We start from the raw sequence: 26,793 nt of genomic DNA on the forward strand, positions 1-26,793 counted from the left end.
AAGCAAGCCATAGTGTAACCTCAGCTTTACATGTATAAAAAATCCTTTTTTAAGTCTACATTGATCAAATTAAAAAGTTGTACTATCAAATACACTAAAGAACACATCATACTTTATTATATTCAAGTGTAAGGTCAGCAATAAGAAGAAATTAACTTTAAATAATCAAGTGATAAGGTTAGAATTGAATTAACTTTAAGTAAGATGTGTTCCTATGAGTACGAAGTTAGAAATACGCAGTCAGTTTGATTTAGTAAGTGAGTTAACTCATTTGTTTTGTGAAGAATTAAAGGAAGTGGGTTTTCATAAAGCATCATATTATCAATTGCCAGATATCGATATAAACGACGAAAAGAAAGTCCCTTCTTCAATTAGTGTACAAAAAATTGAAGGCAATGATGCTCATAAGTTAATTCTAAATTCTTTTGGTGATTTTTATAAAAAGACTGGATTAAGCAGTCGAGTATTAAAAAGACATCCAGGTTTATTAGTTTTAAAAGATGTCGATAAGCAACATTTCATTGCAAGGATAAATCAGTTAAATAAAGCCAAAGCTGATTTTAAAAATAGTGTAATAGCTATCGATAATAATGATGCGCGATTTGAAGCGGTTCACAATGCTGTGCCTAATCTCATTACACTTTCTGCATATCGTAAAATCCATTTTGAAACTGAATCGCCCTACTCTGTTCGTTTTACTTGGATGCACAAACACGCAACTAAAACGCTAACTAAAAAAATGGCCTTAGCAATGCTCGATAAATCGGCTAGTTATTCTAATCCAAGAATGATAGACCAACACTCTTGGCAAGCGCTAGTTGCACAAGAGCAAAGTCGTGTTGCAAGTTTAGGTGATAAAGAAAAATTACGAATTCGTAGACCAACAAGAGTTAGTCCACAAGTTAATGTAAGATATACAGCTCAAAACCGATATCATGTTAGTGCTGCTTTACCTTTTATTTTGATAAACCCAGAACCAGATGTAAAACTGGGTACATTATCTGATTACCAAAAACCAGAAAGTCATCCTCGAAAAAGGGAATATGATTTCTTAGTTGATAGACTTTACTTAGAACAAGTAACAGATTGATTATGTTAAAAAGGCCACATATGTGGCCTTTTCTTTATAGTTAGAAGTATTTAAAAATTTAGTCTTCTACTATTTCTTCAATTTTATCTTCATCGATTAAAACAGCATTTTCAACAATGCGCTTACCACCTTGAATTTCGATTCGTTTGTTATGTTTATTTAGCGTAAGAATCTCATCACAAAATTGATCAGATGGATGCATCTCATATGTGTAATCAATAATATTACCCGTTTTGTCATCTTTGACATTGGTAATGTTATATTCAGAGATAGCACCTTTCTCAATTAAGTCTTTCATTGTCGTTGTCATATCACGACGCAAAGCTTTTAATTTATTCTCGGTAATTTCGTCTGTTGAATAAATAGAGCCATATTTTTCCATAATCGATAATAGTCGGAAATGGTAGGTCTTACCGGGTGCCGCATAACGCCATAAATGATATAAACGAAGCATCATCCAACGAGATAAACCACGTTTTAATTCTTGAGCACTATTAAAGTAGTAACCTTTGTATTCAAGGTTATCGATCATGTTATGAACGAAGGCATTCAAACAAGCTACACATTTTACGTTACCACCCTGACCTTTCTTACCACTAAAATGAAGTGACGATAAAAAGTTCATGTTCGATTCGTAAAATGAGTCATCAATATCCGAGTTACGCGTATCTGTTGCTGAATATTTAAAAGAAAGTTTAGAACCTTGTAATGCTTCTAATGATTCTTTGATTTGCGGATAAGGCATCGACTGACCAACAGCTTTCAGCTCTTGCGCTAATTCATTCATAGAAAAAACAACTGCGTATTGAATACCAGACTTAAAATTGATTTTTACAATTTTACCTTTAGAGGCTAATCGAATTAAGGCACGTTCGACCTTTTCTTCACGATCAGATGGCCAAACAAGATATTCAACATCTTCACCATCTTTTCTTGTGCTTACTACCGCAGGTGTAATTTTGATTTCACCATCATATAGAATGCCGTCTACTTTTTCAGAGATTTTTCGTGTAACGATGGTTTTCTTTGGTGCTTCTTCAACCGGAAGCTTCTTATGACCAGAACGGACAAATCGTCCCCATAGATCATAATGATTAAATGTATTTGAGTAAGCTCTCAAACCATGTGCAGCATTTTCAATTGAAACACGCACATCTTTGTTGTCTGTAAATAGTGCAAGACTTTCATTATCTATTGCACTTTCCACCCCGTGGATCTGCCCGCGTAATGTATCGGGTAAGTTATCTACCGAGATGTTGACCTTTCGGCTCATTGTTCTTATTTCCAATTTTTCTTCGACAGTTAATAACAACACATAAAACTTCAAAAGTTAAATGTTTAAGTTAGTATAAACTTGATCCGATCATAATTAATTTCTTTGGATCAGTTTTATACTAACTGTTTCGTAATTGCTGATTTTCAGATCAGATTTTTACTAAGTTATAGTTGATAGGTCGCGATTTTACTAACTCAGTTCAAATTATGTCCTGCTTATCACCTTTTTAAAGCAAATTAACACGACATAAATTGCTTTTTTAAAACAGCATGTGGATAAACAGCCCTTTAGTTAGCATAGATCTGATCTGTACCAACTATAGATCAGATCCATACCAACTTATTGCGCATTTTAGTCATGCTCTCGGTGTATAACTTTATAATTTAGTTAGTAAAAAATTGATCTATACCACTATTTTTGTGAGTAAAGCAGTGACTAAACTGTGTATAAGTCGAAAGCTCATCTTTTGCTTAGTAATTGGTTGATCTGCGAGTCATTAAAGATCTGATCTTTACCAAGTAAAAACACGATCTGGCTTTTTAGTAAATATTCAATGAAATCAGCTATATATTTCACTATTTTAGCATCTTAATCTTATATACCTATATACTTAACCGATATTAAACTTACTTATTTATACTTAGCATTAGTAAAGTTACAAATTTTTATTAAATGTCTTATAAATAAAAGGTATGTCGCCTTAAATAGTTGTTTACAGCAATTTGAATGGACATTATACTTAAATCATAACTTTGAGGAAGAAAGTATGTCTATCAATAATAATGCGCTAGCCACTTATAGGTTACTAAAAGCGACAGCAGAAGTTGCTGAAAAATCGCTAGAAGGACGTATTCAACATTATCGTGCTCATCTTAAGTCTGAAGAAAAAGAACTTCGGACTTACACTCAAAAAGCAGCCGCAGATCTATTAGGCTGTAATAATCGTACGTTAAAAAGACGCCACGACAATGGTGATTTTGATGAACTTAATATCAAACGTGGAGCTAATGGTCACTATGCTTACACGTTAGTCAATATCTTTGCTATGGCTGACATCATGGATATTAAGCCTGATCACCGTACTGTAGATGACAAATTACAAGTTATTGTTATCAATTCATTAAAAGGTGGCTGTGGTAAAACAACTAGCATGGTGAATATCGCTGCGGCACTTGCTACTACAAATATCAAGCGTTACCGAATTGGTATTATCGACCTCGATCCGCAAGGTTCTTCATCAAGTTTCTTTCCTCCTAGCGAGCCAGATCCGATCACTGTCGGTGACTTAATGCGTGATTGTATTGAACTTGAAGAAAACGAAACCTGGGATGAATTGGTTACTAATTCTTTTTTACCAACTCATATCCCAAATATTCGTATTTTGCCTTCTGGTATGGATGATTTTTACTTTGAGCATGAAACAGCAACTCTATTAAAAGATAGCTCTAGTTACGATAGAACACGTCATTATCATAAGTTACTTGAGAAAGTCATTGAACCCGTGAAAGATCAATTTGATCTTATCTTAATAGATACCGCACCTTCCCTTAACTTTATGTTTTACAACGCGTTAATGGCCTCAACATCCATGCTTATCCCAGTTCATCCAGAAGCTGTAGATTTTGATGCAAATAATAAATACTTAAAACGATTGGGTGAGATTTATCATACTGTTGCAGCACTAGGCCATCAAGGCTGGGATTTTATGCAATTCTTGGTAACTAATTATGTGAAAGGAAATCACTCGCAGCGTGACATTGTCAAAGATGTACGTAGTGCATTTGGTCGCCAAGTTATGAGCTATCCGATTAATCATAGCTCAGCTATTACTGCTAGTTCATCATCTTTTAATACTATTTTTGATCAAAAAACATCTGATAGCTTAGCTAGCCGAGAGTCACTACTTCGTGCTCAAGAAAATATCAAAGATGTCGTTGATGAACTAGAAATGTTGATTCGTTCTAATTGGCAATCAACCCAATCATCTCTCAATCCAGCTAAGTAAGGTTAATAATAAAAATGGCTAAAAAACGTAAGAATGATACCAGCTTAGATCCATTTTCAACGTCAATTGAAAGCAGTAGCTTAGATGCGTTACTGGAACAAGCAACAGCTGGAGATGTAGTGAGTATGCCTTCGCCTAGCGATCCTACTCGCTTAATTACCTTAGTGTGTAAGGTTATCCCTAGCTCTGAAATTGAAGCTAAAACAAAGGTATATGGTAAAAACCGACGAGTACAATCATTATTAAATGAAAAATCAGTCGCTGATATTCTTCCAGCGATTGCCGAAGACGGTCGTAATCAGCACCCTGCCCTATGTTGGGATAAAGGTGACGAAATGCTTGTTTTAGCCGGCTCTCGTCGTCGTAAAGCATGTATCTTAAGTAACTCTGATTACTTAGTTTTAAGCTCTAAAGATTTCACAGATCAAGATGCTAAAATACTTGCTGTATCATCTGATCAATATATTGCTCCAAGCCTATGGGAGCTTGGTCAAGCATATCAACAGACCCGTGATGAGCTTATTGCTGAAGGTAAAAAGGGCTCTTATCGTGAGATTGCTGCGATTGAGGGAGTATCACACACAGCCATTGCTGATGCTATCAAAGCTTATGAGAACCTACCTTCAACGGTTTTAAGCCTTTACCCAACAGCAAACCATGTTGGCCGTGAAGTAGCGAAAAAGCTTATAAGTGCCAAAGAGCGTGATGAACAATTGTTTACCAAACTAGTAAACGATGTCAGCAGAGATAGCGAAATAGCGCAAATTAGTAGTGATGATAAACGTGCGTTAGCAATTACTAAGTTATTGACAGCCGAGCCTGCAGCGCCAAGCCGCCGTGAAGCGCTTATCGACAGTGAGTTTGTCAGCGTACAGCGTAACATTAAAAGCGGCGATTTATCTGTTAAAATCGATAATAAAGTGATGACAGACAAACGCTTAGAGCAGTTAACTAAGCTTTTAAATAGCTTTAATTAGTTAGTAAAAGAATGATCCCTCACGCTTTTACTGTTAGTAAAAGCGTGATCTATTCCTCTCTTTTGTTAGTAAAATAATGATCTATGACGGGCAAAATTGGTATTTATTACACTCTCAGATCAGTTTTTTACCAACTAATCACCCCTTTACAGGCTTTTTACTCTCATAATTAGATTGCTTAGTAAAAAATTGATCTGTAAAGCCCCTGCCTTGTTATTAACCTGTTTGTATCTTGTGCGATTGTTGTTTGTTAAATGCTCAGTATGTCAGTTTGTAGCTTTGATTCTCGTTTAAAACAGTTTTTTACCAAGTTATCAGCTCCAACCAGTCCAATATTGCCCAATAGTGCTTTAGCTCTGGGCCGATAGATCATATACTGGCAGAATTATTTTTTGTTTTTACTGCCAAAAACGTTATGTCTGCTAACTTATCTAAAAGTGACTTGCTAGCTATCTTTGAAGAAATTAAACAAGAGCAAGAAACTCAGTTTCCTCTATCCGAGCGCTTCATTAAACAGCTATTTAAGCCACATGTGTTAAGTAAAGCAAAAGAATATCATCAGAACGGTCAAATCAACTGGTTAGAGCATAACAGTGACTTTAGTATTATCGATGCATCAATGTTTGGTAACGAAGGAAATACCTTTACTCAGCATATTGAGATCAGTAAATTACCAAGTGGTTTTTCGGTTGATTCGCATTGTACTTGTGGCTCTAAAACTAAATGTCGTCATGTCGCAGCTGTGCTTCTTAAGCTAAAAATTGAACATTCAGGTGACTATGGCGAAGACTACATCATTAATGATTGGTTTAGTGAACTAAAAACGCTAAAACAAAATACCAGTAATACTGCTAAACAGGTTCTATTATTTGTCCTCGATGTAGAGAAGTCTGTTGTAACCCTCACTCCAAAAATTGCTAATTATGACTCAGAACACGACTATACATTAGGTCGAAACCTAACTGAGCAGCAATTAAATAGCTTTGTGACTCCTACTGATTTATTAGAATCGGATTTTCGTTTATATAGCTGGATCCGTTCTCAAAATGCCCTTGGTAAATTAGAGCTTAAAGGTCAATGGGGCTTTGCAGCACTGCAGCAGTTAATTGCCACCCAGCGTTTATTTTTAGGTCGCTCTCGCCAAGCTATTAAAGCTGATAGCATGCAAGCGCTAGAGTTTGATTGGAAACAACGTAAAGACTTAACGTCATTGAGTATGACACTTGCAGGCCAAGATAATTGGTTATTATTAAAAACAACGCCCCCTACTTACCTAGACCCTGAAAAACTGAAGGTAGGCCGTATTCGTACTCCGTTAACGGCTGATGAGATTGCTTTACTTGCAAATATGCCAGCTATTCACACAGAGAACTTTGATCGCGTTTATCAGCAACTCAATGATAACTTTGGTGAAGGTGTTATCCCTCACGCTTTTAAACAAAGTAAGAAAAATAACTCCCGTACAGTTTTTCCTGTGATTAGTATCAATAGTGATGAGAACGTAATTACACTCTCTTTAAAGTTTAATTATCATAATTCGCTGTATGATTTAGGTCAGGCACCTGCTGATATACTGAACAAGTCGCTTGAGAATACGGTTGTAAATGAGCTAACAAATCTCGGTTTTGAACTCTGTAAAGGGGCTTTACAAACCGAGCTCATTTTTAATAGAAACTCGGCGATTCATGGGCACTGGCTTAAGTATGAAATAGTTCCTAACTTATTGAAACGTGGTTGGAAAATAGACGATAAGCTAAGTGTCAGCAAAGGCTTGAAGCAAGTATCACTCCAAGTCCAGCGTGGTAAAGGCCATCAAATAGTTAGTAAAATCGTGATCTCGGGAGTCAAAACACTACAACTATTTACTACAGAGAATCCCGACTTCCAATCTCTCAATAGACAAAGCGAACTGTTTTATTACTTCAATGTGGGAAAACGTTTTGCTGTAGTAGAAAAAAATGCAATCACACAATTAAATGACTATCGCAAGCGATTTGAGTACATTAAAACCCGTGACGAAATCTTAATGCCTTTATCGTTTTTGCCTAAGCTTATCGAGCAAAAAGCAATTAAGGTTAATATTGTCGACGATGCACTCGATGCGTACTTATCTGAACTAAATAGCTCACAACAACTTATTAAAAAGTCCGATATTCAAGGCTTAAACCAAGGTGTGCAATTACGTGAGTACCAACAGCACGGTGTTGATTGGCTTAACTTTTTAAAACGTCATCAACTTGGTGGTATTTTGGCAGATGACATGGGGCTAGGTAAAACCTTACAAGTTATTGCCTTTTTAGCTAATGCCAAGCAATCACCACAAGCAGGCCCTACGTTAATTGTTTGCCCAACCAGCTTGGTCGGTAATTGGCAAAGCGAAATCAATAAGTTTGCGAGCAACTTAAAAATCACCACCGTATTTGGTGCTGCGCGCAGCGACCAATTACAACAGTTGTCGCAAGCAGATTGTATCTTAACAACTTACCCACTGTTGAAGCGTGACATTGCCTTTTATTCGCCGCTGTATTTTGAAAACATCATTCTTGATGAAGCTCAATATATCAAAAACGATGCTGCGCAGGTTTCACGCTTGGTCAAGCGTCTGAATGCTGACTTCAAACTGTGCTTAAGCGGCACGCCAATTGAAAATAACTTATTTGAGCTTAAATCTTTGCTCGACTTTGCAATGCCCTCTTTGCTTGGTTCGCAAACACATTTTAAGAGTTATTTTCAAACGCCTATTGAGCGTGATAACGATGTTGCCCGTGCAGATGAACTTAAATCGTTGATCATGCCATTTATCTTGCGTCGAACTAAAGCTCAGGTAACGCAAGAGCTACCAGAGAAGACCGAGCTAGTTAAAGAGTTTGAATTTGAAAGCAAACAAAAAGAAATCTACACCGGTATCACTGAATCTTTAGAACAGAAATTAGTCGACCTATTTGCGCAGCAAGGTGTGCAAAAAAGTAAGCTAGCCTTTTTAGATGCATTGTTAAAGCTCAGACAGATTTGCTGTCATCCAAAATTGATCGACCCTAGTTCACAGGCTGGCAGCGCAAAGCTTGAGTGGTTATCTAAGCATTTGCCTATCATGCTTAGCGAAGGTCGAAAGGTGATTATATTTAGTCAATTCACCATGGCACTTGATGTGATAGCTGAGCGATTAAATGAGCTTAGCATTCGCTTTAGTATGCTTACTGGACAAACACGACACCGTGACCGTGTTATCGAAGAGTTTACTCAAGGTGATACATCCGTGTTTTTAATTAGCCTTAAAGCCGGCGGTACAGGGCTAAACCTAACTCAAGCCGATACTGTGATTCATTTTGATCCTTGGTGGAACCCTGCTGTTGAGAAACAAGCGACAGATCGTGCCTATCGAATTGGCCAAACGAACCCAGTGTTTGTTTATAAATTGATTATGGCTAACTCAATTGAACAAAAAGTATTTAAAATGCAGCAGCATAAGCAAGCCCTTGTTGATGCTTTATTTACTGAAAAATCAATGAGCTTCACTCAGTTTGATGAAGAGCAAATGCTCGCACTGATAAAAAATTAAATTTTTTTAAAGTTTTTTTGAACTAATCAAATTTTGGGGCGTCTATTGTTATGCTTGTTGTTAAATTGCAGTTTACATAAGCATTATGTTGATTTCCCATTTGGTTACTAAATTTTAGTAATGTTAGAGCCAGCTCACCTTGAGCTGGCTTTTTTTATGCCTAAACCCCCTACTCTGCTGTGCGCTAATTCGTTATGATGATGTGTCTTTAAGTTATTGAGTTTTCGTTATGATTACAGAGCTAATTACACAGATTAATTGGCAAAGTGGAGTACTTGGTGCTGCTGTAGGTGCTGTTACTAGTGGTGTCATTTTTGCCCTACAAAAAAGTCGCTTAAAAAATCAGTTAACCGAACTGCAAAATAGCCAGCAAATCCTGCAAAATCATTTAGAACAAAAGCAGCTGCAATTGCAAGAAACCCAGCTTACCCTTTCGCAGCTACAGCAAGATTACGCTGAACAACGTGATGAGTCTCAACACTTTAAAACCCGTTTCGTAGAACAAGAAAAACAAGCACAACAATACAACCAGTTTTGGCGTCAAGTTGAAGCTGAACTTGTTGATACAAAAGCTGCACTTAATCAGCGGGATGTTGATTTAAGTACCTTACGAAGCACTATAGAGCAAAAAGAACTGCATTTTAAAGAGCAGCTTAGTCATATCAAAGACAGCAAAGAGCAACTGAAAAAAGAGTTTGAAAATCTCGCTAATCAAATCCTTGAAGAAAAATCGCAGCGTTTTAAAACCTTAAACCAAGAAAGTATTGAGCAATTATTAAAACCGGTTCAGGGTGAACTAAAAGGCTTTCGCGATAAAATGGAATTGATCCACGTTGAAGATCTAAAGCAACGTGCAGCACTAAAAACTGAGTTATTGCATTTACAAGCTAAAAGCCAAGCTATCACTGAACAAGCTGATAGGCTGAGCACCGCATTACAAGGGCAAAAGAAAACCCAAGGTAATTGGGGAGAGTTAATGCTTGAAAATGTACTAGACAGCGCAGGGCTGCGTGCTGGAGTAGATTATCAGCGTGAAGTGTCGTTTAACACCGAAGATGGCCGTTTACGCCCTGATGTTGTGGTGTATTTACCCCAGCAACGTCATTTAGTTATTGATGCTAAAACCTCTTTAAACGCGTATACACGCTATGTAAATGCCGATACAGAGCTTGAGGCTCAGCAAGCGCTTAAAGAGCATGTTATGGCGGTGCAATCGCGTATTAACGAGTTAGCAAGCAAAGCCTACGACAGACTACCCGGTATTAACTCACCAGAAGTGGTGATCATGTTTGTACCGATAGAGTCGGCATTTGTTGAAGCGCTTAAGTACCAAAGTGATATTTATCAGCAAGCAATCGAAAAAAACATTTTAGTTGCTACTCCAACGACCTTATTGACTAGCTTGAATATCGTAAAACAACTGTGGCGTTTTGAAGAGCAAACTAAATATTCAAAAGAGCTTGCCGCTCGTGCAGAGCGTTTTTACAACAAACTCAATGGTTTCCTAACCAGTATGGAAGGGGTTGGTAAGCAATTAGACCGCGCCAAAGAAAGCTACGACAAAGCATTTTCTCAGCTGTATCGTGGTAAAGGAAACTTAATTAAGCAGGCCTCTGAGTTCAAAGAACTGGGGGTTTCTGTTCAAAAAGAGCTACCCGCGGAAACTGTTGAAAAAGCCCACTTAGAGTTAGATTAATATCTAACAAAAAAGCCAACGTCATGTTGGCTTTTTATTAATTAATAAGTTCAGCTGACACGATATCGTTGAGCATCAAAAAGTGGTTAAGTACTGACTCTTCAAGTTCGAATACCTGCGCGATTTTTTCACCACTTGCTGACATCCCCGTTTGCGCACCTGCAAACTCGATATGTAACCCTAAACGTTTCAGGGTTTGGGTATCGTAACTATAAATAGCAGCGTCACGTTTCTCGGTAATACCAGGCATCATACCTATGATAGTAACCGCTTGTTCAACATTGATAATATCGAAAAATTGTCGCTCTGCGGTTTGCCATTTTGCTATATAGCTAGCGACCTCTGGCGGCTGCTTCATTGGCACGTATAGTGGCTGTAATGAGCCGCCATGCCAGCCTACAACGGCTTGCTCTTCAACGAGGACATGTGGACTTGCGGTAACGATATAATTAGCGCAAGACGATGCACAAAGCTCTCGCACCACAACATTGAGTTGATATTCATGAACTAAGCCTCCGAAATGGAGACCTGCCATCACATCACCACCTTCGCTATTAATAATTAAGGTGTTGATTTGCTGATCGCTATTTACTAATAATTGTTCAAACTTTTCAACATTTTGCTTTGATGTTTCGCCCTGAAAATAAATAGTGCCCGGCGATACTTCACTAATTTCAGCAACGCTTTGCTGTGTTGTTTTACAACCAACCAGCAGCACGCTCAATAAAAATAAAAAACGCATTAACAATGCCTTGAAGTTTTGTTTGTATACAGTGCGCAATTTAATAATATGTCATTAACGAACTGCAAAAATGGCATAGTACGTTTTTTTACTTGAGAAATAAATCCACATAATAGGAACAATTGTATGAATATTGGAATTTACATCTATGATGATGCCGAAGTGCTCGATTTCTCAGGTCCGTTTGAGGTGTTTAGTACTGCCAAGCGCCTAGCGAATAATGACTGGCAAGTGAGTTTAATTGCTGAAAATGATAGGCCTGTACTTGCCCGTGGTGGTTATAGTGTAAACCCCCATTACAGCTTTGCTGGTTGCCCTTTGCTTGATCTCCTTGTTGTGGTTGGTGGCGACCATACACGAGAGCTCGAAAAAGCAGAGGTTATTACTTGGTTAAAACACACAGCCACTAACACCAAGCGTGTTGCGAGTGTTTGTACGGGGGCGTTTTTGCTTGCTAAAACTGGGCTTTTAAACGGTAAAAATGTCACGACTCATTGGCAAGATCAACCTGAGCTGGCTGCTATGTTTTCTGATCTCAATGTGATTGCAGATACTCGCTGGGTCACCGACGATAAGTTTACCAGTTCTGGGGGAATTTCTGCTGGCATTGATATGAGCCTAGCGTTAGTCGCTGAGTTTATTAGTTACGAACACGCCCTACTGACTGCCAAACAGATGGAATATCAATGGCAGACTTTATAATTGTTCAGCAATATAGTCGGTTATAAACTGTTTTAAACAGGCAGCCTTTTTACTCAGTAAACGTGCGCTTGACCAGATAGCATAAATGTCGCGGTTTTCCCCTCGCCAGTGTGGCAGTACTTGAACTAGCTGCTGAGATTTTAATTCATCTATAACCTCAAACCGAGGTAACAAGGCGATACCTTGCTCATCACAAACTAAGTATTTTACAAATCCTGTATCGTTAAAAGTACTAGCAAATCGGCACATGTGAGTATAAGTTGCATTCGTTTGTGTATTGGTTAGCTGCCACTTATTTCTCAACGTGGTACCAATTAACCTATGTTGTTTTAAATCAGCAGGCTCTTCTATGGCAGATGCCGAATTAAGGTATGCTTTAGTGCATACAAATAAAGTATCAACACTGCCTAACTTTTTCTGATGGAGCATAGAATCTGCCTGTGGCCCTACTCTTATCGCTATATCAGCTTGGCTTTTACTCAGATCCTCAAGTTGATTATTAAGCAGTAGCTCAAGTTGAATATCAGGGAACTGTTTAGTAAATGCGAGCCACATTGGCTTTAAGAAACCATGACTAATATTCAGAGGTGCTAACACTTTAAGCTTTCCTGACAATTGTGCTTTTTGCTCATTAAGCTGGCGATGAGTTTGTTCAAATTGCTCAATTAATTCAACATAACTTTGAAAATACACCTCCCCTGCTTGCGTTAACGTGCATTGCCTTGCTGAGCGATTTAAAAGCTGCTCACCTAGGCGTTGCTCAAGTCGCTGTAAGCGTCGTGACACTGTTGCGGTAGGCAGCGACAAGTTCTTAGCCGCATTACTTAGGCCGTCTTGTTTAACAATCTGTATGAATAGAGCAATATCGTCAATCATGTTCTCATTAATGCAATCATTGTTTGTTTATCTTGCTATTTTTAGCACTTTTGCAATTAGATATCATGCCTTTTATTAAATCATTTAAGAGCATCTAATTATGAGTGTTAATGATATTTATGTGATAACTTTTGTAGGCATAGCGGCGACTTTGTTCATTGATCTTTATGCTTTTTTGCTGGCTAAAGTGTTTAAGGTACCTTCATTAAACTTTTGTTTAGTTGGCCGTTGGGGCTTGGGGTTATTAGATGGAAAGTTTATGCACCAGAATATAGCAGCTAGCCCTGTTAAGCATTTTGAGTGCGTGTTTGGCTGGTGCTTACACTACTTTATTGGTGTTTTATTTTCGTTTCTATTTATATTACTGGTCGGTATTGCTTGGCTTGAACAGCCCACCTTAATCGCTGCATGTATATTTGGATTAGCTAGCGTATCTATGCCATTTTTTGTTATGCAGCCAGCTTTAGGGATGGGGATAATGGCTACGAAAAGCGCAAACCCATTTCAAGCCCGCTTAAAGAGTAGTGTAACTCACCTACTTTTTGGTGTCGGATTATATTTATCAGCTCAATTCATTCAATTTATTTAGGAGTAAGTAATGGACGCAAAGCATTGGCATCAACGTTGGGAAAATAACGAAATAGGTTTTCATGAAGGAGACGTTAACCGTTACCTAGATCACTATTTTACTAACTTAAATTTACAGCAAGGCGATACTGTTTTTGTGCCACTGTGTGGCAAAACTCACGACATTCATTATTTGCTCGCGCAAGGTATGCGTGTTGTTGGGGCTGAGCTTAGTGAGATTGCCATTAAGCAATTATTTGATGAGTTAAAACTAGAACCCGAAATCAGCCAACACGGCGAGCTATTACGTTACCAAGGCGCAAATCTAACCGTTTGGGTAGGTGATATCTTTGCACTGACCGCGAATGAACTTGGCACTATCAACGCGGTTTATGACCGTGCTGCCTTAGTTGCGCTGCCAAAGCCCATGCGCATTCGCTATACCCAGCATTTACTAGAGTTGACCAATAGAGCTAAACAATTAGTGGTGGTCTTTGAGTATCAGCAAAATGAGTTTTCGGGCCCGCCGTTTAGTGTAGTAGCCGATGAGCTACATCAGCACTACGATGCTTTTTATCAACTAACATTACTGTGCAAAGAACCTCTCGAAGGTGGCTTAAAAGGGCAAGTCCCTGCTATGAACGTAGCTTGGCATTTAAGTTAGTACTTACAAACTAGTGGTGTGTAAATTCACACTCTAGTTGTGCGTTTTTCTGGCTGGTTATTGTATCTCTGTGCGTGCACTATAGTGATAAGCGTATTTAAGGAGCACATTTATGCAAAAGCCACGCGTTTTATTTGTTTCTCATGGCGGCGGTCCTATGCCTTTACTTGGCGATCCAAGTCATGCTGATATGGTAACTTGTTTGCAATCTATTGCTGCAAAAATTCAAAAGCCGTCAGCTATTTTGATGGTGAGTGCACACTGGGAAGCGAATCCTATTAGCATCACTTCGAGCGCTGCTCCTAAGCTAATTTATGATTACTATGGTTTTCCTGACCCTGCTTACAGTATTGAGTACCCAAGCCCTGGTGAACCAGCCCTTGCCGAAAAATTACATCAGGCATTGGCAAAAGCTAATATCGATAGCGCATTAAACCCATCTCGTGGCTTTGATCACGGTATGTATGTGCCTTTGAAAATTATGTATCCAGAAGCAGATATACCTTGTGTGCAATTGTCGTTACATCCAAGCCTTGAGCCAAGCTTACACCTAGCGATAGGTGAGGTTTTACAACAACTTGATTACGATAATTTATTGATCATTGGGTCTGGCTTTACTTTTCATAATATGCGCGCATTTTTCACCCCTGAAAGCGCTGAAATTCAAGCGCAAAATATGGCTTTTGAGCAATGGCTAGTTGATGTATGTGGTAATGCTGAGCTGAGTGAGCAACAGCGACAAGCTAAGTTATTAGAATGGCAAATGGCCCCTGCGGCGCGTTTTAGTCATCCTCGTGAAGAACACTTATTGCCATTACATGTTTGCTATGGTGCGGCGATGCGCCCGTGTAGTGATATTTACGAACTAAGTATTGCTAACAAGCAAGCCAGTATGTTCTTGTGGAACGCGTGATTTTAAGTTTAAACACATTGTTTTCACGATAAATGTTAAGATTTTATTAAGTTAATTTGTTACGCTTGATTGGTTAAAACCAAGGGATAACAAAATGAACTTAATAAAAACATCAACCCTTGCGTTTGCTGTGGTTGCGGGTTTAGGTTTGCAAGCATGCTCAAGTACAGAGCAAGCGAGCACGCCATCAGCAACAGTGAACGCAACGGCTAATCCGCTCTCGCTTGAACAAATTTATAAAGAAAAAGACTTTAAAGCTGAGCGTAGCACCTATTTTACGTGGCTCGATGATGGTACTGGTTATACGGTACTTGAAGAGCGCGAAAGCGATAAAAACAACCAAGACGATAAAGCTAAAGACGATGAGCATGGCGTAAAAGGCAATGATATTGTGTTTTATAACGCCGATGGAACGGGTCGTAAGGTACTTGTTAACTACGAAAAATTAATTCCCAAAGGTGATAAAGAGCCACTCACCGTTGAAAGCTACCAATGGTCTAAAGATGGTAAATGGCTGATGGTTTTTACCAATGGCGAGCAAGTGTGGCGCTCACGTAGCCGTGGTGATTTTTGGCTTTTAAACCTCGAAACCGATTCGCTATATCAGTTAGGTGGCGAAAACATCGAAGCGAAAAAGCTAATGTTTGCTAAGTTCTCACCAGATAGCTCAAAAGTAGCTTACGTGCGTGATAACAATATCTACATGGAAAAAGTGGGTAGCAAGGCTGTGACTGCTTTAACCACTGATGGTAACGACACCATTGTTAATGGTAATTTTGACTGGGTATACGAAGAAGAATTTACCATTCGTGATGGTTTCCGCTGGAGTCCAGACAACAAATCAATTGCCTATTGGCAGCTTGATACCAGTGGCGTGAAATACTTCACCATGATCAATAACACCGATGATCTCTACCCTACCCTTAAAGAATTTCCGTATCCAAAAGCTGGCGAAATGAACTCTGCGGTTAAAGTGGGTGTGGTTAGTCTTAATGACAAGAAAACCCGTTGGGCTGAACTAGGTGGCGATAATCGCGATCGTTATATTCCACGTATTAGCTGGGCAGGCACTGGTGAATCATTGATGATTCAAGATCTCAACCGCCCGCAAAGCCACAATAAAGTTTGGTTATTCGACTGGCAAAAACAGCAGCTGACTAAAATTCTTGAAGATAAAGACGATGCCTTTATTGAGTGGTTTTATAAAGCAAATTGGTCAAAAGACGGTAAGTTCTTTATTTGGCACAGTGAGCGTGATGGTTGGCGTCATTTGTACCGTGTATCTCGTGATGGCAAAACGGTTGTTGATTTAACACCGGGCGAGTACGACATCATTGATATGTTAGCGCTCAACGAAGATAAAAACGTTATGTACTTTACTGCATCACCGGATGATCCTGGCCAACGTTATTTATTCCGTACCTCGCTAGATGGCAGCTCTAAACCGGTGCGTGTAACGCCAGCGTCATTCGATGGTTCAAACAGCTATTACATGTCTAAAGACACCTCTTGGGCAATGCATACCTTCTCTAAGTTTGGCACTCCACCAACGAAAGAGATCATCAAAGTAAGCGATCACAGTAATGTGAAAACCTTAGTTGAGAACAAAGCATTAAAAGAGAAATTAGCGACTGAGCAATTACCGACTCACGAGTTCTTTACAGTTAATGCCCGTGATGGTGTTGAGCTTGATGGCTACATCATGTTCCCAGCGAATATGGATAAAAGCAAAAAATACCCAATCGTTTTCTATGTTTATGGTGAGCCATGGGGCTCAACAGTACAAGACCGCTGGGAAGGCGACAGTTACTTATACAAATCGTACTTAACTCAGCAAGGCTTTATTGTTGCCTCAGTTGATAACCGAGGCACGCGCGCACCAAAAGGCAGAGATTGGCGTAAGTCTATCTACAAAAAAATAGGCTCTATTACTGTGCGTGACCAAGTTGACGCCCTTGATGCAATGGCAAAACGTTGGGATGTCATTGATACTGACCGTGTTGGTGTTTGGGGTCACTCAGGTGGCGGTAGTTCAACGCTTAATTTGTTATTCCGCCATGGTGATAAATATAAAGTGGGTATTGCCTCTGCCCCAGTGCCAGATATTCGCTTGTACGATACTATCTACCAAGAGCGCTATGCGGGTAACCCAAATACCGATCCAGAAAGTTACGACAACACGTCTCCGATCACCTTTGCAAAAGACCTGCAAGGTAAGTTGCTACTGATCCACGGTACCGGAGATGATAATGTACACTACCAAGGTTCAGAGCGTTTAATTAACGAATTAGTTAAGCACAATAAACAGTTCGATTTTTTCTCTTACCCGAACCGTTCTCACAGCCTACGTGAAGGTGAAGGCACTACCCTGCACTACCACACTATGATGGCTAACTTCTTCGAAAAGCATTTACTTAACAAGTAAATATGCTTCAGTAATAAACCGCAGCTTATGCACTTAAGCTGCGGTTTTTTATGCAAACTGTAAACCCCCGTTACAGAAAGCTGGTAGAAGATACTCGTTTCTAAATTACTCAGTTGAGAAGTAATAGTATTTATCACGTAAAAATAGCTATTAGGCTATTCGATTTTTGATCAGGTATAAGGGTTAATTGATTATCTTTTTAAGCCACTCAATTATGATTTTATATGTGTTTGTTGCAAATCGAGATTTATCTGGAATGTAATAACATAGCTCAGATTCAATCGCTTGGCTGTTAAATTGCGTTAACAAACCTGCTTCGATGTAAGGTTTTACCAATGTGTTTGAACAAAATACTATACCGTTATTTGCTAAGGCTTGTTGAATGCCGAATAGTTCTTGATCAAACGTCTTAATTTTAAACTGTTTTGAACTTAAGTTATTTTTAGTGAGCCAGTCAGCAAAAGGTGGTTCAGGTAAGTTGTTGTTTTTCCAGTGGCAAGTGTATAGCGTTACTTGATTATTCAGCCAAGGAGCTGTTCGTAGTGTGGTTGGAGCAAATACATTAAATACTTCACTATTTATAATATCATTTTTATTAACTTTCCCTTTTTCTCCTAACCTAACGGGTAAAGTATGTAATTGTTTATCTAGAGATTCACTGGTTGATATATCCACGTTTAGGTGAGGATGTTCTGTATTTAATTCATGTAATGCAGGTATGAGTCTCAGCGCTGCAAGCGATGAAGTTGTGCTTATGTGAATTTGGTTATGCGAGCTGTTTAGCTCCTCTATTGTATCATGAATAAGTTTAAAGGCTTTTGATGCGTTGAGGCTTAAGAACTTACCCGCGTGAGTTAGGGTAATTTTTCTCACTTCGCGATGAAATAAATCAGTATTTAACCGGCTTTCTAGATTTGCGATGTGGTGTGAAACCGCTGTGGGCGTAATGGCAAGTTCAGTTGCCGCAGCTTTAAAGCTTCCAAGGCGGGCTGCTGATTCAAAGGCTTTTAAAGCTTGTAATGATATATGCATAACTAAACTCACTTATATTAATAGCTGAGTAAAACTTATTTATAGTGAATTTTAACTCGTTTGCTAAAACGTCTCAATTTGTTGATGATATCTATACATTAACTAATAAGGTTTTAATTATGACTACTCTTTTACACATTGATGCTAGTGTACGTGAAGTGAAAAATGATAATCCAAATCATAACTCTATTTCTAAAAATATTGCTAAATATTATATTGATACCTTACAAAAAAATAATGCTATAGCTGAGTATATCTATCGTGATGTAGGGATACATCCTCCCTCTTTTATAACTCAAGCTTGGATAGAGGCTGTGTTCACCCCTGTTCAAAAAAGGACTATACAGCAGCAGACACTGCTAGCTGAATCTGACGAGCTGATTGGTGAAGTGGCAAAAGCCGACACTATTGTGATATCAACGCCTATGTATAATTACGGCATGCCAGCACAATTTAAAGCATGGTTTGATCAAATTGTAAGAATTAACGAAACCTTTGATTTTGATTTAGAACGAGGAGATTTTCCTCTAAAGCCGCTACTTAAAGGGAAACGATTAGTGATCATTACCTCCACTGGAGAATTTGGTTTTGAACAAGGTGGAATACGTGAACATATGAGTCATTTGGTGCCTCACCTTCGCACCTTAAGTCAGTATTTAGGAGTCGATAAAATTGACGAAATTGCCTGTGAATACCAAGAGTTTAAAGATGATAGACATCAGCGTTCACTTACCAATGCTTACGCGAAAGCTGAGCAATTAGCATTCACTCAATATAAATAAAGAAAGCCGCTTGATGCGGCTTATTTAGTTTTTGTAATGGGGGTTTACAGATACGACGAGAGTTAAAATTCATATCACCGCTTTCTTAACGTCTTCTCACTTTTTGGTTTTTACTTGTTCATCTTGGTAACAAATCACTATTCAAAGATTTTGCTTTACCTCATTAGATCTTCTTTAGAACAGCTTAAAGTTAGAACATTTATCCAATAGTTTCAGCCTATAACCCAAGGCTATGATTTAAAGCTTTTTTGTCAATTGTTTAGGTTAAGTTAATTGTGCAAGGTAATGAATGGAATAATTAAAAATATAAAACAGGATGAAGAAAATGCCTTCGCAAAAGATAACAAAATACCCATTAAATAAAGTCAGTTTATCCTTATTAATTGCTCTTAATCTACTCCATATATCTGAGGTTGCAGCACAGCAAGCTGACAAGAAACAGGTTAAGACACCTGAAAATGAAGAATTAGAGATTATCAGTGTCGTTGGCTCAATGATCAAAGGGGCTAATATTGAAGGGGCGCTCCCTGTGTCTGTTATTGATTCTGATGATGTTGACGCAATTGGCGCGACTTCAGGAAGTGAGTTGTTTGCATCGATACCTAGTAATGGAACAGTAAGTTTTAATGGTAACGATGTAGTGAGTGGTGTGTATGCGTCACGAGGGGATGTAGCATCAATTAACTTACGTAGTATTGGTACGGGTAACACACTTGTATTATTGAATGGGCGACGTTTGGTACAACACCCAGGCTCGCAAACAGAAAACTCAGTGCCAGTAACGACCGTTAATATGAATTCGATTCCAGTAATGGGGATTGATGCTGTTGAAGTTTTACATGATGGCGCTGCTGCTATTTATGGCTCCGATGCGGTTGCAGGGGTCGTTAATACGCAAATGAAAAAGGATTTTAGCGGTTACCGTTTTGATATGCAGTATGGCCAGGCTGAAAATACGAGTCGTGAAAAGCTCAATTTAAATGCGTTAGCTGGCTGGGATGTTAATGATGGTTCAACCAATATAACAGCCTCAGTTAATTACTATCATGGTTCTGAGGTTATGGCTTCAGAAACGAAGTTTTCACGCAATAATGATTTAAGACCATTCTTAGAGGGCACGCGTTGGGAGGGAGATTCTAACTTTAGAAATAACTCAACAACAACTCCTTGGGGACGTTTTGATGCGAGTCAAGCAGTCGACGGCCTGACAAGTTCAGCCGGACGGTTTCATATCGAAGATGTGGATGCCAGTGATTCAAATCAGCGATGTGTATTAAGCAATGGCTTGTGCATTGATAGTGGCAGCATTTCAAGTGACACTCAAGGTTATAACACCAATAGTAGCCGTACGCTTATTCCTGAAACTGAACGGTTAAATTCATTTGTTTTTATTAATCATGAACTAAGCTCAGGTACCGAGTTATACAGTGAACTAGGTTATTACCAAGCCGAGTCAAACTCACAGCGAGGTGAAACCGCTACGTTAACCTCTGCACCGGTGACAATCTCAAGTGATGCATATTGGAACCCGCTAGGGAATGGTATTAATCAAGTGTCTGGTTTTGGTATTCCTGTACAAGGACTCGATGTCACTATTGATGCTTACCGTGTTGTTGATGCTGGTGCTAGAGGGATTAATGTGGACAATAAATCTTATCGTGCTTTAGCGGGTGCCCGAGGTGATCTTGATGCATGGAGTTGGGACAGTGCGGTACTTTATTCCAAAGCTAAAACAGTTGATAAAACGAATAACCGTATAAGTTTAAGTCTCTTTCAAGACAGTGTAAACCGCCAAGACAGCTCTGCATATAACCCTTTTTGTAATGCATCTTGTAACTCTCAAGAGACGATTGATAGCTTTTTAATCGATATCAGTCGTGAGGGTGAAACAGAACTCGCATTAGTTGATTTTAAAGTGTCGAATCCTGCTTTATTTTCACTACCTGCTGGTGATGTTGGTATAGCAATGGGAGCTGAGTGGCGTTATGAAAGTTTCGCAAACACTTATGATGACAGATTAAATGGCACTATAACCTACACAGATACCGTAACGGGGAGTAATTATGCTTCTGATGTTATGGGCTCTAGTGGTCAACCAAATGCTGATGGTTCACGTAATGTAGCGTCGGCGTTCGTTGAGTTTGCAGGAGCGCTGATAAGTCCTGAAATGGAAGTCCCTCTAGTCGAGAAGCTTAACTTTCAGCTTGCTGGTCGCTTTGAGCAGTACAATGACGTAGGAAGTGTATTTAAGCCAAAAGCAGTACTCAGCTGGTATCCTACCTCTAGTTTACAAGTACGAGGCTCTTACTCAGAAGGTTTTAGAGCTCCTAATCTTGAGCAACTTCATACCGCCAGTACAACTCGTGTTAATTACCCAACAGATTACTATCGATGCCAAGCGCGAATAAATAAAGGGGAGTTGAGCAACTTAAGTGAATGTAATGGCAGCGACAGCGTCTCTAATATTCGCTTAGGGAACACAAAACTAAAACCAGAAAATGATTACAACTATGGATTAGGCCTAGTTTATACACCCGAATTTATTGACAACCTAACGCTTACAGCCGACTTTTGGCGTATAGAACAAGAAGACCTGATCGGTATACGCTCCTATCAAAATATCGCTGACTTAGATTATTTCTACCGTTTAAATGGCGCAGCTAACCCAAATGTTATTCGCTCACAGGCAACTGCTGATGATATCGCTTTTTTTGACGGTTCTGGTTTGGCAGCGGTAGGCGACATGGTTGAAGTTGTTGGTTTATATGAAAACTTAGACTCTCGTGTTACTGAGGGCCTCGATTTAAGCATCAACTATCGCTTAGCTGATACTGACTTTGGTGATTTTGATATAAAACTTAACGCGGCAAAATTACTAAAAGCATATCAAAGTGTTGATAGTGAATCGGCAAAGTTAGCTGCATTAGGTTTACCTCTTGAAGATGTGGGCGATTTAATTCAAATGGACGGCCGTCCTCAGTGGCAAGCAACCGGTACTTTAACTTGGCGCTATAACAATTGGGGAGCAGGCTTGTATGGTAAATATGTTGGTGATTTTTATGATACGAGCGCCGTTCATGATGAAACCGGTGAATATTGGCATGTAAGTAGTTGGAGTACTTTTAACGTGTATGGTCAATACACGTTTGATTCTGGTACTCGCGTTCGTTTAGGTATGCGAAATATGTTTGATAGAGAGCCACCTCTAGCAGATGAAACATACGGTTATAACGCAAGCTTGCACAATGCAGAGGGACGTTATTTATACGCTAACTTTAGTTTTAGTTTTGAATAAATAATCATTCAATTAGATGAGAGGTTGTGTGCTTCTTATCTGCTTTATGGGATAAAAAATGCGAATTAATAAACTAACAAGCATCATCGCGAGTGTTATTTTACTGGCGGGTTGTACTCAGGGAACCCCGCAATCTATCGACACAATTATTATTGGAGAGGTTATTTATAGCGGAGCATCTGAAACTCCGTTTTCTGGTGTGATTGGTATTGATAAAGGCAATATAGTCTTCGTTCAAAAACATCTACCTACTGATATCAAAGCAAAAAAGACAATTAACGCGCAAGATTTTATCATCGCACCTGGTTTTATTGACCCTCATACACATGCGTGTAACGATTTTAAAGGTGGGCTGACAAATCTAAATGCAAACTACTTAACGCAAGGTGTCAGCACCGTATTCTGTAACGTCGATGGCGGTGGCGATGTTAATGTTGCGGGAACATTGCAAGATTACCAGCAGCAAGGTATTGGCACCAATGTTGGGCTTTATGTTGGTCATGGTTCAGTCCGTAAGGCGGTAATGGGACGCGTAAATCGCGCGCCAAGCAACAGCGAGCTTGAGCAAATGAGAGAGCTTGTAAAAGAGGCAATGAACGCGGGAGCATTGGGTTTATCAACAGGGCTTTATTATGTGCCTGGTAACTATGCGACAACCGAGGAGGTTATTGAGCTGGCTAAAGTCGCAGCAGAGCATGGTGGTGTTTATGATAGCCATATTCGTGATGAAAGCTCTTACAGTATTGGTCTTATAGGCGCTATTGAAGAAGTTATAACAATTGGTGAAGAAGCAAGGTTGCCCGTTCACATCGCTCACATTAAGGCGTTAGGAACCGACGTGTGGGGAGAAAGTGAGCAAGTTATTAAACTTATAGATAATGCGAGAGCACGGGGAATTAAGGTGTCTGCGGATCAGTATCCTTGGCGAGCCTCAGGAACCAGTGTTGCGGGTAGTTTAGTACCACGTGAAGTCCTTGCCGGTAGCAAAGAAGAGTATTTAGCGAGATTACAAGACGCTTCGCAATGGCCTGCAATTCGTACAGCCATGTTAGAAAACTTAAGGCGAAGAGGCGGCGCTGATTCTTTATTGATAAGTGACCCTACGCGCCCTGATATACGTGGTAAGACACTGGCTCAAATCGCTGAAGACTGGCAGTTGGATGCAATTGACGCAGCAAAAAAAATAATTATTTCAGGTAATGCGCGGGTTGCCAGTTTTAATATGTCTGAGGACGATATTAAAGCTTATATGCAAGCTCCATGGGTGATGACTTCATCCGATGGCAGCCCTGGTCACCCAAGAAAGTACGCCTCTTTCCCAAAAAAATATCATGAATATGTTTATCAAAAAAAATGGCTAAATCTAGCTGAGTTTATACATAAAAGCAGCACGCTAACCGCAGAGACATTTGGTTTAACTAATCGAGGAAAATTAGTTGTGGGAAATGTCGCTGATATTGTTATTTTTGATAAAGAAAAATTTGCTGCTAATGCAGATTATTTAAACCCAGAAAAGCTAAGTTCTGGTGTGCAATGGATGCTGATAAACGGCCAGTTAGCTATTGATAATGGCAAAGTGTTAAATGTATTGGCAGGCCAAACTATTCGACAAAATCAATCACTAAGGTAGTCATTATGAAAATGTTTTTTAAGGCGCTTTTCTGTTGTCTCATCATGTTTTCTTCTTGTTATGTGTTCTCTAGCGCCGCGAGCAACTTTTATAGTTCAGCAACGAATTTTAATACAGATATAATTTCCCCAGAGAACTTTTTGGGTCATCAACTAGGTGAGCAAATGGTTCGTAATGATCAGTTAGTTGCTTACTTTAAGATGTTATCGGAACAATCAGAACGCGTTAGTTTTGAAGTAATTGGCTATAGTCACGAGCGCAGGCCAATAATTACTTTGACAATTAGCTCGCCAGCAAACCTAAAAAAGCTGCCCGAAATACAGCAAAAGCATATGCTTTTACAGCAAGGTAATGCATTAAATACTTCAAATATGCCAGTGATAAGTTGGATTAACTTTGGTGTTCATGGCAGTGAAGTAAGCTCAACAGACTCTGCGATACCTATTGCCTACCACCTTGCAGCTGCACAAGGTAAAGAAACAGAAAAGCTATTAGAAAATAGCGTTATTTTGTTAACAGCTAGTATGAACCCTGATGGCAATAGTCGTGAAGCCTCTTGGAATTTACGTTATCAATCAGAGGTAGCTATTAGCGACCCTGCGCATGCTTTACATGGTTCTCCATGGCCGTCAGGGAGAACCAATCATTATTGGTTTGATTTAAATCGGCAGTGGATGTTGCAGCAACACCCAGAGCCCGTGAGTTGGGTGAAAAAGTTCCATGACTGGCGACCAAACATCGTGGCTGATTTTCATGAAATGCGCTCTTATAAGTCGTTTTATTTTCACCCAGGCGCACCTGATAGGGTTCATCCATTAATCAATAAGCAGGCTATGGGGTTGTTATCGGATGTTGTTGAGCAACCTCGCGCGTATCTAGATAGCGCCGCTACTTTGTTTTTTAATGAAGAGGCCTATGATAATTTCTACCTTGGTAAAGGAGCGACTTATCCACATTTATACGGCAGTTTAGGTATTCTATTTGAACAGGCCAGTTCTGCTGGGGTTTTGGAAACACCAAGAGGGCTGTTGTCATTTCGAGAAAATATTAAAACGTATTATCATGTAGGCCTAGCGCTTCTTAATAATGCTGTAGACAAAAAACAGGCCTTACTTAATTATCAGTATCAGTTTTCTAAAGAGACTAAAGAAACCGCGAAGAACGATAGTGTTAAAGGGTATGTATTTTCAGCACCAGAAGACCCTGCAAAGATCTTTCATTTCTTACAGCTACTTAGCCGCAATAAAATAGACGTTAAGCCCCTGACAAAAGACATAACCGTTAACGGTAAATCATTTTCTGCAAATCAAGCATACGTTGTTGAATCAGCACAAGCGAGTTATCCCATGCTCAAGGGGTTGTTCTCAAAAGTAACGCGCTTTGAAAATAATACATTTTATGATGTATCTGGCTGGACGATGCCGTTAGCTTTTGGCATTGAATATGAAGAGCTCAAACAAAGTAATTACCAAGTAGGTGAAGTGCTTGCGGTTACTTTTCCTCGCCAACCTTCCCCAAGCGAGGCTCAGGTTGCTTATGCATTTGAATGGAGCAATTATTACGCCCCTAAATTGATGTATCAATTACTGCAAGAAGGTTTTCGTCCCCGTGTTGCTAATAATGGTTTTCAAGCAGAAACAGACCAAGGGCAAAAAACATTTATGCGCGGTACAGTGGTGGTGCCTGTATCGAATCAAGATAAAAGTAAATTACATTCATTAATGAGCCAGGCTGCGGAGCAAGATGCGATAGCTAGCTACGCATTGCAATCATCGCATACTCAGAGTATTGGCATGGATTTGGGTAGTAATAACATCGAAGCAATTGAACAGCCTCACGTATTACTTGTTATTGGGCCTTCAATTTCACAGTATCAAGCTGGAGAAGTTTGGCATCTACTTGATAAGCGCATGAATATTCCTAGTGTTTTAGTGACTAAATCACAGTTAGAAAAGTTAGATCTAAATAACTACAGCCACATTGTGCTTGTTGACGGTCAACACGCAAATATTAATAAGAAAACCACCAATAAGTTATTAACTTGGACCCGCTCGGGAGGGACATTTATTGGTATAGCTGACGGTGCCAAATGGGCCAGCAAAGAGTTGCTAGACCTTGTTACGGTCGAGATTAGCCCGGGTATTGAGAATCAGCGAGAAAGAATCAATTATGGCCAGAAGTCACACCTTGAAGCGCAAGATATTATTGGTGGTGCAGTCATGTTAGGAGACTTAGACATTACCCACCCGCTTGGATACGGTTATGTAAGAAGAGAGATTGCCAGTCACCGAAGTGGCTTACTGGCGTTTGAAATGCCAAAAAACCCTTACGCGTCTATTGTACAGATAGCTCAAAAACCGTTATTAACAGGGTTTGTTTCAGTTGAAAATCAACAGCAACTAGCAGGAAAAACAAGTTTAGTTGCACAAAGGTTAGGAAAAGGAAGTGTTATTTTATTTGCCGATGATCCAAACTTTAGAGGCTACTTTTATGGAACAGAGAAGCTATTTTTAAATAGCTTATTCTTTTCAAAGTTATTCGTATCGCCCAGATAGTGTGCAT

At 39.3% G+C, this 26,793-nt stretch carries 18 protein-coding genes; 14 read left to right on the plus strand and 4 right to left on the minus strand.

Annotated features, from left to right (window positions below; translation table 11 throughout):
* The first annotated feature begins 214 nt into the window (after nucleotides 1-214).
* Nucleotides 215-1,090 carry a DNA replication terminus site-binding protein gene (locus LY624_RS19275; protein ID WP_341804860.1) on the plus strand — a complete coding sequence of 292 codons (876 nt, stop codon included), beginning with the start codon at nucleotides 215-217 and terminating at the stop codon, nucleotides 1,088-1,090.
* A 58-nt stretch (nucleotides 1,091-1,148) separates the two neighbouring features.
* Here the strand turns inward: LY624_RS19275 and LY624_RS19280 are convergent, their stop codons facing one another.
* Nucleotides 1,149-2,363, minus strand: a complete 1,215-nt coding sequence (locus tag LY624_RS19280; protein WP_054563104.1) for a hypothetical protein — start codon at nucleotides 2,361-2,363, stop codon at nucleotides 1,149-1,151.
* A 769-nt stretch (nucleotides 2,364-3,132) separates the two neighbouring features.
* On the opposite strand from LY624_RS19280, the gene LY624_RS19285 reads away from it, so the two are divergent.
* The 4 genes from LY624_RS19285 (at nucleotide 3,133) to rmuC (ending at nucleotide 10,603) form a co-directional block, all read left to right on the plus strand.
* Nucleotides 3,133-4,371: an AAA family ATPase gene (locus tag LY624_RS19285; protein ID WP_341804861.1), complete on the plus strand. Its 1,239-nt coding sequence runs from the start codon at nucleotides 3,133-3,135 to the stop codon at nucleotides 4,369-4,371.
* 14 nt (nucleotides 4,372-4,385) lie between these two features.
* Complete coding sequence (locus LY624_RS19290; protein WP_130152052.1) at nucleotides 4,386-5,348, plus strand: transcriptional regulator; 963 nt, start codon at nucleotides 4,386-4,388, stop codon at nucleotides 5,346-5,348.
* Nucleotides 5,349-5,763: 415 nt separating this feature from the next.
* Nucleotides 5,764-8,907, plus strand: a complete 3,144-nt coding sequence (locus LY624_RS19295; RefSeq protein WP_341804862.1) for a DEAD/DEAH box helicase — start codon at nucleotides 5,764-5,766, stop codon at nucleotides 8,905-8,907.
* A gap of 229 nt (nucleotides 8,908-9,136) precedes the next feature.
* A complete protein-coding gene (gene rmuC / locus LY624_RS19300) occupies nucleotides 9,137-10,603 on the plus strand; it encodes a DNA recombination protein RmuC (RefSeq protein WP_341804863.1) in 1,467 nt (488 codons plus the stop codon).
* A 37-nt stretch (nucleotides 10,604-10,640) separates the two neighbouring features.
* Here the strand turns inward: rmuC and LY624_RS19305 are convergent, their stop codons facing one another.
* Nucleotides 10,641-11,345, minus strand: a complete 705-nt coding sequence (locus LY624_RS19305; protein ID WP_341804864.1) for a hypothetical protein — start codon at nucleotides 11,343-11,345, stop codon at nucleotides 10,641-10,643.
* A gap of 126 nt (nucleotides 11,346-11,471) precedes the next feature.
* Here LY624_RS19305 and LY624_RS19310 point away from each other — a divergent pair, with 126 nt between their 5' ends.
* Entirely contained in the window at nucleotides 11,472-12,047 is a 576-nt protein-coding gene (locus tag LY624_RS19310) for a DJ-1/PfpI family protein (RefSeq protein ID WP_341804865.1), read from the plus strand.
* Here the strand turns inward: LY624_RS19310 and LY624_RS19315 are convergent.
* A complete protein-coding gene (locus LY624_RS19315) occupies nucleotides 12,042-12,923 on the minus strand; it encodes a LysR family transcriptional regulator (protein ID WP_341804866.1) in 882 nt (293 codons plus the stop codon). The genes LY624_RS19310 and LY624_RS19315 overlap by 6 nt on opposite strands.
* A 100-nt stretch (nucleotides 12,924-13,023) precedes the next feature.
* Between LY624_RS19315 and LY624_RS19320 the strand changes: the two genes are divergently transcribed.
* The 4 genes from LY624_RS19320 to LY624_RS19335 all read left to right on the plus strand — a co-directional run bounded on the left by LY624_RS19320 (nucleotide 13,024) and on the right by LY624_RS19335 (nucleotide 17,492).
* Complete coding sequence (locus LY624_RS19320) at nucleotides 13,024-13,512, plus strand: DUF2938 domain-containing protein (RefSeq protein WP_341804867.1); 489 nt, start codon at nucleotides 13,024-13,026, stop codon at nucleotides 13,510-13,512.
* A gap of 9 nt (nucleotides 13,513-13,521) precedes the next feature.
* Nucleotides 13,522-14,154 carry a thiopurine S-methyltransferase gene (tmpT, locus tag LY624_RS19325; protein WP_341804868.1) on the plus strand — a complete coding sequence of 211 codons (633 nt, stop codon included), beginning with the start codon at nucleotides 13,522-13,524 and terminating at the stop codon, nucleotides 14,152-14,154.
* 112 nt (nucleotides 14,155-14,266) lie between these two features.
* The gene (locus LY624_RS19330; RefSeq protein WP_341804869.1) at nucleotides 14,267-15,067 is read left to right on the plus strand and encodes a DODA-type extradiol aromatic ring-opening family dioxygenase; all 801 of its coding nucleotides are present in this window, start codon (nucleotides 14,267-14,269) and stop codon (nucleotides 15,065-15,067) included.
* 94 nt (nucleotides 15,068-15,161) lie between these two features.
* The gene (locus tag LY624_RS19335; RefSeq protein WP_341804870.1) at nucleotides 15,162-17,492 is read left to right on the plus strand and encodes a S9 family peptidase; all 2,331 of its coding nucleotides are present in this window, start codon (nucleotides 15,162-15,164) and stop codon (nucleotides 17,490-17,492) included.
* Nucleotides 17,493-17,675: 183 nt separating this feature from the next.
* Here LY624_RS19335 and LY624_RS19340 read toward each other — a convergent pair whose 3' ends face one another.
* The gene (locus tag LY624_RS19340; protein WP_341804871.1) at nucleotides 17,676-18,524 is read right to left on the minus strand and encodes a LysR family transcriptional regulator; all 849 of its coding nucleotides are present in this window, start codon (nucleotides 18,522-18,524) and stop codon (nucleotides 17,676-17,678) included.
* 119 nt (nucleotides 18,525-18,643) lie between these two features.
* Between LY624_RS19340 and LY624_RS19345 the strand changes: the two genes are divergently transcribed.
* From LY624_RS19345 to LY624_RS19360, 4 genes are all read left to right on the plus strand, one after another.
* Nucleotides 18,644-19,306: an FMN-dependent NADH-azoreductase gene (locus LY624_RS19345; RefSeq protein ID WP_341804872.1), complete on the plus strand. Its 663-nt coding sequence runs from the start codon at nucleotides 18,644-18,646 to the stop codon at nucleotides 19,304-19,306.
* A gap of 325 nt (nucleotides 19,307-19,631) precedes the next feature.
* Nucleotides 19,632-22,601 (plus strand): TonB-dependent receptor domain-containing protein, encoded by a 2,970-nt coding sequence (locus tag LY624_RS19350; RefSeq protein WP_341804873.1) that lies wholly within the window; start codon nucleotides 19,632-19,634, stop codon nucleotides 22,599-22,601.
* A gap of 58 nt (nucleotides 22,602-22,659) precedes the next feature.
* Complete coding sequence (locus tag LY624_RS19355; protein ID WP_341804420.1) at nucleotides 22,660-24,231, plus strand: N-acyl-D-amino-acid deacylase family protein; 1,572 nt, start codon at nucleotides 22,660-22,662, stop codon at nucleotides 24,229-24,231.
* A 5-nt stretch (nucleotides 24,232-24,236) separates the two neighbouring features.
* Nucleotides 24,237-26,786 carry a M14 family zinc carboxypeptidase gene (locus tag LY624_RS19360; protein WP_341804421.1) on the plus strand — a complete coding sequence of 850 codons (2,550 nt, stop codon included), beginning with the start codon at nucleotides 24,237-24,239 and terminating at the stop codon, nucleotides 26,784-26,786.
* Nucleotides 26,787-26,793: the final 7 nt, after the last annotated feature.

Origin of the sequence: Pseudoalteromonas sp. N1230-9 (genome assembly GCF_032716425.1) — a bacterium.
Taxonomy (GTDB): Bacteria; Pseudomonadota; Gammaproteobacteria; order Enterobacterales; family Alteromonadaceae; genus Pseudoalteromonas.